The organism is Actinoallomurus sp. NPDC052308, from assembly GCF_040679195.1.
Taxonomy (GTDB): domain Bacteria; phylum Actinomycetota; class Actinomycetes; order Streptosporangiales; family Streptosporangiaceae; genus Actinoallomurus; species Actinoallomurus liliacearum.
Genome location: NZ_JBFAUM010000004.1, coordinates 516,791 through 523,849, shown reverse-complemented (window position 1 = coordinate 523,849; position 7,059 = coordinate 516,791). Strand labels below are relative to the sequence as shown.

Here is a 7,059-nt window from a genome sequence, read left to right as displayed (position 1 = left end):
CGGTCCCATTCCGAACCCGGTAGTTAAGCCCTTCAGCGCCGATGGTACTGCACTGGAGACGGTGTGGGAGAGTAGGACGCCGCCGGACACTTACACAAAAAGGGCCGCCTTCCGAGGCGGCCCTTTTTGTATGTTCAGGGCACAATGGAGTCGACAGTGCTCCCCCAGTGAAACGGTTTGATGTGATGAGCGCGGAACGAGATCAACGCGACGGCGACGGGCGCGATCGGCGTCCACGGCCGGGACGCCAGGACCGCGCGAGCGGTTCTTCGAGCGGATCTCGCGGTCGTCAGGGGGGTGCCCCGAAATCGTCCGGTGGCTTCACCAACCGCGGGGGAAACCGGGGGCGGCGTGACGACTCCGCCGGCGGATACGGCGGTGAGCGTGCCGGATCGCCGGGCAATCGCTCCGGTTCCGGTCGACCCGGCAGGTTCCAGAAACCGGGCGGTGCTCAGCGCCCGGGCGGTTTCACCAACTCTCGGGACGATGAGGCCGAGGGGCGTTCTCAGGTTCGTCGTCCGAGGCCCTTCCGCACCAACGACGCCGAAGGCACGAGCGGACGAAGCCGGTTCCCACGGCGAGACGACTCCGGCGGACGTGGCGGAGCCAGGACGGGTGGCGGCCGTCCGACCTCTTCCGGAAACTGGCGTAGCGACCGCGGCGCTCAGGGCGGCCGCCCGGCCGACTGGCGCGACAAGGAAGGGCGTTCGTCTCAGCGTCCCAGCGATCGCTCTCCGAGGCGTGAAGGTGAGGGGAACGAGCGTCGGCAGGACCGCGACTTCCGTCCCCGGGACGGCCGGACCGGCGGCCCGCGCACCCCGGGTCGGCGAGACGAGGGCCGTACCGGCGGCCGCGGCGGTTTCACGCGCGAGGAAGGCGCCCAGCGCCGTACGGGCGCCGGCGGCGCTCCCCGCCGAGACGATCGACCGGGTGGCGGCGCGCGTCGGGATGACCGGCCTGGGGGTGGCGCCGGCGGGTACCGGCCGCGCGACAAGGAGGGCTTCCGGCGGGATGACCGGCCTGGCGGGGGCGCGCGTCGGGACGATCGGCCTGGTGGTGGCACCGGCGGGTACCGGCCGCGCGACAAGGAAGGCTTCCGCCGGGACGATCGGCCTGGTGGCGGCGCGCGTCGGGACGATCGGCCTGGTGGTGGCGCGCGCCGGGATGACCGGCCTGGTGGTGGCACCGGGGGATACCGGCCGCGCGACAAGGAAGGCTTCCGACCCCGGGAGAAGGGTCAGGAGGGCTTCCGGTCCCGCGAGGGCGGCACGGAGCGTTTCCAGTCCCGCGAGGAGGGCGCGAGCGGGTTCCAGCGCCGTGACGAAGGCCGTCGTGACTTCCGTGACAGGCAGGGCGGCGGTCCTCGCGGCGGCCGTGGTGAAGGCCAGAAGGGTGGCTTCCGGCGGCGCGACGACGCCCAGGGCGGCCGCCGGCCCGCCGAGCGGGGCGCGCGCCGACCCGGACGGGACGATCGGTCCTCGGCCGCTCCACGGCCGCGCCGTGACCCCGGCCCGCCCGTTCCCGAGGACGTCACCGGCGCCGAGCTCGACGCGGCGGCCCGGGGCGAACTGAAGACGCTGCCGAAGGACCTCGCGACCGAGGTCGCCCGCCACCTGGTGATGGCGGGCCGGTTGATCGACGAGGAGCCCGAGCTCGCCTACCAACACGCGCTCGCGGCCCGTGGACGCGCGGCGCGGGTCGGCCTCGTCCGTGAGGCCTGCGGGCTCGCGGCCTACCACGCCGGCCTCTGGTCGGTCGCCCTGTCCGAGCTTCGGGCGGCCCGGCGGCTGACCGGCCAGGAGGCGTACCTCGCCATCATGGCCGACGCCGAGCGAGGACTCGGTCGGCCCGAGCGTGCTCTGGACCTGGCCAAGTCGGACGAGGCGCGCCGCCTGCCGCAGGCCGAGGCGATCGAGATGCGCATCGTCGAGTCGGGCGCCCGCCGCGATCTCGGTCAGCCCGGCGCGGGGGTCCTTGCACTTCAGGTCCCAGAGCTCAAGGACGAGCGGTGGCGGCCGTGGTCGGCGCGGTTGTTCTACGCGTACGCCGACGCACTCGTCGCGGCGGACCGGGACGACGAGGCGGTCGACTGGTTCGCGCGAGCCGCGGCGGCCGACCGTGACGGAGAGACGGACGCCGCCGAGCGTTACGCCGAACTCGAGGGTCTGGAGATCGTCGACACCGAGTTCGCCGACACGGAGACCGGTGACGACGCCGATCTGGATCCCGACGCGGACCGGGCAGCGGCTTCCGAGCCGAGCACCGGAACGACGTCCGAAGCCGCTACGGCGAAGCCCGACGTGAGCACCGCGGCGGAGTCGGTGACGGACACCGGCGCGGCTGCGGAGCCCGGGGCGGACGCCGAGACCGGGCCCGAGAGCGCTCGGCGGGACGTCGAGGACCAGTGAGGCACGAGGCCCGCGCCCGTCCCGATCGCCGGGACGGGCGCGGGCCTCAGCGCGTCTCCAGCGCGTGCATGATGCCCGCGACGTTGTTGCGGGCCGCGCTGATCACCTCGATCTTCTCCGCCACCCGCGGATCGGCGTCCGGCGCGAGCGCGCGGTACCGGCCGTCCGTGCGCTCGCGGACCATGGCGACCGCGTGGTCCAGATCGAGTCGCTGGTCGTGGGCCTCGGCGACCAGTTCCACCCAGAGCCGGAGCTCCTCCTCCGACCTGTCGAGTGTCTCGTCGACCAGTTCGACCGGCCCGAAGTGGCTGAACAGCAGCCGCGACGGCCGGAGCGCGCGGAAGCGGGCGAGCGACGCCAGGGCGGTGTCCAGATCGAAGTCCGGAGGCGGCGTCGCGGGGCGCACGTCGGCGGTCTCCGGGATGTAGACGCCGGCGGCGTCACCGACGTACAGGTCTCCGGTCAGCGAGTCCAGCAGACCGACGTGGTGCTTGGCGTGCCCGGGCGAGTGGTGGCTCTCCAGCCGCCGCCCACCGCCGAGGTCGACCTCGCCCACGTCCTCCACCGCCCGGATGCGTACGGCGTCGGTGGGCTTGAGGTCGCCGAACAGCGTGTCCAGCGCGTCGCCCCACACCATCCGGGCGCTGCGCATGAGCCGGCTCGGGTCGGCCAGGTGCCGGGCGCCCTTCTCATGAACGACGATCTCGGCGTTGGGGAACATCTCCGCGATGTCGCCGACCCCGCCCGCGTGATCGAGATGGATGTGCGTGACGACGACGGTCGCCAGGTCCGCCGGGCCGATGCCCGCGGCCGCCAGCGCGTCGCGTACGACAGGGGCGGAGTTCCCCGCGCCGGTCTCCACCAGGCAGGGCCGGTCGGAGCGGATGAGGTATCCCGCGGTGATCCCCGTGTATCCGGCCATCCTGGTGTCGATCTCGAAGACGTCGTTGCCCAGGTCGGTGATCAAATCCATGCGGGCCTCCGGGTTTTCCACAGATGCGGGGAGCGGGGTTACGTCGTCCTGATCGACCGCCCCATCGTAAAGACAACGCCACCGGCGCACAGTGTGGCGGTCACGAGGGGAGCAGATCATGGACATCAGCGAGGAGCCCCTGCCGCGGGGCGGCACGTCCGACGTCGTCTCGTCGGGCTCCGACCCGCACCGCGTCGTCGGAGCGACGGCCCACGTCAATGAGATCGTCTTGGTCGGCCGGCTCTCCGGAGCACCGGAGTGGAAATCGTTACCCGGCGGCGGGCAGGTCGCGGTCTGGCGGCTCATCGTCGAGCACCGGGACGCCCGGTCGCCCCAGGACGCGATCGACACGATCCGCTGCGTCACCTATGACGCCTCGGTTCAGGACGGCGTCCGCGGCTGGCGGCATGGGGACGTCATCGAGGTCCGCGGATCCCTGCGGCACCGTTTCTGGCGCGGTCCGGAGGGCCCCCGGGGGCTGTACGAGGTGGAGGCCGCGGTCGCGCTCCGCCGTCATGGTGGGGCCTCGGGAGACGGGGCGCCGGTGTGACCGTGCGCCCGCCGCGCGCCGTCTGCGCGCGGCGGGCGGCGCCAAAGCACCAGCAAGTCGGCGGTCAGGGCGATTTGTTGCATGCCAGGCGCAGGATTTAGATCACATCTGAAGATCAACAATCATTACTCCGAAAGTTGATTTTGCTTACTAGCGTGTCGATCATGCAGATCTCCCGTCTATGTAACCGGGGCCTGGTCGGTCTTCTGGCAGCCGGCGCGCTGCTGGGAACGTTCATCGCGCCGGCCCAGGCCGACACCGACCCGCCACCCATCAGCGCCATCGCGGACAAGCTCCAGCAGACGATGGACGGCCTGAGGTTCCAGGACGTCATCGACACCGACCCGGTCACCACGGCCACCGCGGCGCGCGCCCTCACGGCGAACTCGGTGGACAAGGACGCCAAGACGCCGGAGCAGCGTGCCAAGACGTACGCCGCGGCGGCGGGCAACCAGCCGATCTTCCAGCAGCCACAGCTGGACGTGACCGTCATCGAGCTGGACGAGAACAACCGGCCGGTGTCGTCGGGCACGGTGCTGATGAGCCCGCAGTATCCGCACGGCAAGGTCATCCCGGTCGACAAGAACTTCCACACCAGTGATGTGCGGTGGCGGCAGTGGGACGACGCGGGCTGGTACACCAACCATGCTCAGGGCACGATCGACGTGGTTCCGGGGCGGGAGAACGCCTCGACCGACTTCATGCTGCCCTACCCGGCCTCGGTCCTGAAGCTGATGATCAACTTCGGGGTGCTGCGGCTGGTGGACAAGGGCGTCGTCAAGCTGGACGACACCTACGCCTACAACCCGACCAGCGTCAGTTCGCTGTGCGGCGGGGCGAGCAGCGACACGATCCGCAACTACGTCGACGCGTCGCTGACGTGGTCCTCGAACGGGGCCTCGTGCGCGTTGCTGAAGATGCTGTGGGACCACGGCGCGGTCGATGAGCTGAACCAGACGTTCCAGGACCTGGGCCTGGAGACACTCCAGGTCAAGGAGACCAACCCGGCCAACGGCGGGCACTGGAGCAACCCGGTCACGATGAGCTCCCTGGACACCGCCAAGCTCCTCACCCTCATCAACGGCGCACCGGGCACGGTGTGGACCGCGCCGAACGGCAAGGCCGTCACCAGCGACGTGCTCAGCCCCTCATCCCGCGCGTTCTTCAAGAAGGAACTCGCCGACCAGGGCATGAACGACGTCCTGTCCACCACGAACTGGTGCGGCGCGGACTACCCGGCGCCCGGCATCCCCCAGGTCGTCCCGTCCCGGTGGATCGCCGCCGACGGCTCGGTAACGGTCGACGGGGACGCGTACCAGCACGACGTGCGCCCCTGCAACGCCAACGCCGAGGTCACGTTCGCCCACAAGACGGGCCTGGTCTCCAACTCCGGCAGCGACGCCGGCATCGTACGGTCCCTGCCTGGCAAGGACGGCCGCAACTACATCATCGCGGTCTTCTCCAACCTCGGTGACCAGTACCAGGACCCGAACCGCCCGCCGACCGCGCCGGGCGCGCACCCGGTGGCCTACAGCGAGAAGTACGCCCAGCTCGGCCTGACCATCGACCAGTACGAGGCCCGGCACTACCTCGCCTCCCGGCGCTAGCCGACGGGTCCCGGGCCGGCCCGGCCGGCCCGGGACCACGGTCGCGCCAGCGGCGAGCCGTGGTCTCCGGCCCGGTCGTGGCAGGCCGATCGCCAGACCGCCCCGGGTGACCGCCCGGGACGCGGTCACCCTGCCCGGGGCCGCCGTGCGGTCCTTCGCCGGGTTCCCGGCTCCCGCCGTACCGGCTCGGAGCGGAGGTCCGCTCCGGGCCCGTCGTCCGTCAGTCGGCGGCGAAGGTCCGCATGACCAGGCCCGTACGGGGCTTCGGACCGAAGGACGTGGACTTGCGGGGCACCTTCTCGCCGTTGGCCGCGACCGCCAGCACGTCCGGGACCTTGAGCGGGTTCAGGATCACGGCCGTGCCGTCTCCGCGCCGAGCCTTCGCGACCGCGCGTGCGGCGTCGTGGTGGACGATCCGTACGCTGCTCTCGTCGTCCTCGATGCCCCACAGCCGCGGGATGAGCAGCCGATGCAGTACGGCGGTGTCCAGGCGCCGCCACCGCTCGGAGGACCCTTCGGGCATGGAGTGTTCCACCTGCGCCGGATCCGGGTCGGTGAGCAGGAAGAAACCCGCTGCGCCGGCCAGCAGGAAGGCCGTGTCGTCGTGGGCGGCGAGCCGCCGCAGCCCGGCCGCCAGGTCCGGGCCGACCGGTTCGACGCGGAAGGCCGCCTTCGCCCGCCGTACGGCCTCGGCGAGGGGCAGTCCGGGCAGCACCCGGTGGATCGCGCTCAGCCGCGGCGGGTACGCGACGGAGTCCACGAGCAGCGCGAGCCCGTAGTCCCACGGCCCCTGCCCGGCGTAGTGCCCCCGAAGCGCCTGATAGGTGGCGTAGCGGTGGTGGCCGTCGGCGATGAGCGCCTGCCGCCCGCGCAGGTCTTCGGCGATCTTCGCCTGTTCGGCCGGGTCCCGGATCGCCCACAGCCGGTGGCGTACGTCATCGCCCGTGCTCGTCTCCAGGATCGGCGTCAGGGAGGACGCGACCTGGTCGACGACCTGGGCGGCGACGGAGTCGGCGCCGCCCTCGTACAGCAGGAAGATCGGCTCGAGGTTCGCCTCGGTCGCCGTCATCAGGGCCAGCCGGTCCCGCACCGGGCCGGGGTAGACGTGCTCGTGCGGGAGGATCACGCCGGACCCGTCCTCGTGCACGCCGACCGCTCCGATCAGGCCCCGCTGGACGACCGAGCCGGAGACCTCCTCGTAGACGTACAGCGCGGGTTCGTCGTCGACGGTGAGGATGCCGGACGCCAGCCACGAGCGCAGCGTCTCGGCGGCCTCCCGGTAGTCGTCCTGCGGGAGGATCAGCCGGACCACGTTGTGCGGTTCCTCGGCCATGAACCGCGCCAGCGACTCCTCGTCGATGAGGTCGTACGGGGGAGACGTCACCGCGGCGAGCGAGCTCACCTGCGCGGTGTCGTACCGCACGGCTCGGAACGGACGCAGCGCAAGTCCGGGATCAATCGTCACATCGGGCATGTTAGATACCGCGCCGTTGTTGGGAGACAAGTGGAGTCGACGAACGG

General features: G+C 71.5%; 6 protein-coding genes and 1 rRNA gene. 4 read left to right on the top strand and 3 right to left on the bottom strand.

What is annotated here, in order from left to right; genetic code table 11:
* Nucleotides 1–88, top strand: a 5S ribosomal RNA gene (gene rrf / locus AB0L00_RS17045); the annotation flags it as partial.
* A gap of 46 nt (nt 89–134) precedes the next feature.
* Here rrf and AB0L00_RS17040 read toward each other — a convergent pair.
* Nucleotides 135–1,613 carry a hypothetical protein gene (locus AB0L00_RS17040; protein ID WP_364434434.1) on the bottom strand — a complete coding sequence of 493 codons (1,479 nt, stop codon included), beginning with the start codon at nt 1,611–1,613 and terminating at the stop codon, nt 135–137.
* A gap of 18 nt (nt 1,614–1,631) precedes the next feature.
* On the opposite strand from AB0L00_RS17040, the gene AB0L00_RS17035 reads away from it, so the two are divergent.
* Entirely contained in the window at nt 1,632–2,408 is a 777-nt protein-coding gene (locus tag AB0L00_RS17035; protein ID WP_364434431.1) for a hypothetical protein, read from the top strand.
* 46 nt (nt 2,409–2,454) lie between these two features.
* Here AB0L00_RS17035 and AB0L00_RS17030 read toward each other — a convergent pair whose 3' ends face one another.
* Nucleotides 2,455–3,381: an MBL fold metallo-hydrolase gene (locus AB0L00_RS17030; protein ID WP_345356242.1), complete on the bottom strand. Its 927-nt coding sequence runs from the start codon at nt 3,379–3,381 to the stop codon at nt 2,455–2,457.
* 118 nt (nt 3,382–3,499) lie between these two features.
* Between AB0L00_RS17030 and AB0L00_RS17025 the strand changes: the two genes are divergently transcribed.
* Together AB0L00_RS17025 and AB0L00_RS17020 are read left to right on the top strand one after the other, a co-directional pair.
* Nucleotides 3,500–3,931: a single-stranded DNA-binding protein gene (locus AB0L00_RS17025; protein WP_364434427.1), complete on the top strand. Its 432-nt coding sequence runs from the start codon at nt 3,500–3,502 to the stop codon at nt 3,929–3,931.
* A 164-nt stretch (nt 3,932–4,095) separates the two neighbouring features.
* Complete coding sequence (locus AB0L00_RS17020) at nt 4,096–5,538, top strand: serine hydrolase (protein WP_364434424.1); 1,443 nt, start codon at nt 4,096–4,098, stop codon at nt 5,536–5,538.
* Between the two features lie 220 nt (nt 5,539–5,758).
* Here the strand turns inward: AB0L00_RS17020 and AB0L00_RS17015 are convergent, their stop codons facing one another.
* Nucleotides 5,759–7,012: a DUF1015 domain-containing protein gene (locus AB0L00_RS17015; RefSeq protein ID WP_364434421.1), complete on the bottom strand. Its 1,254-nt coding sequence runs from the start codon at nt 7,010–7,012 to the stop codon at nt 5,759–5,761.
* Between the last annotated feature and the right edge of the window lie 47 nt (nt 7,013–7,059).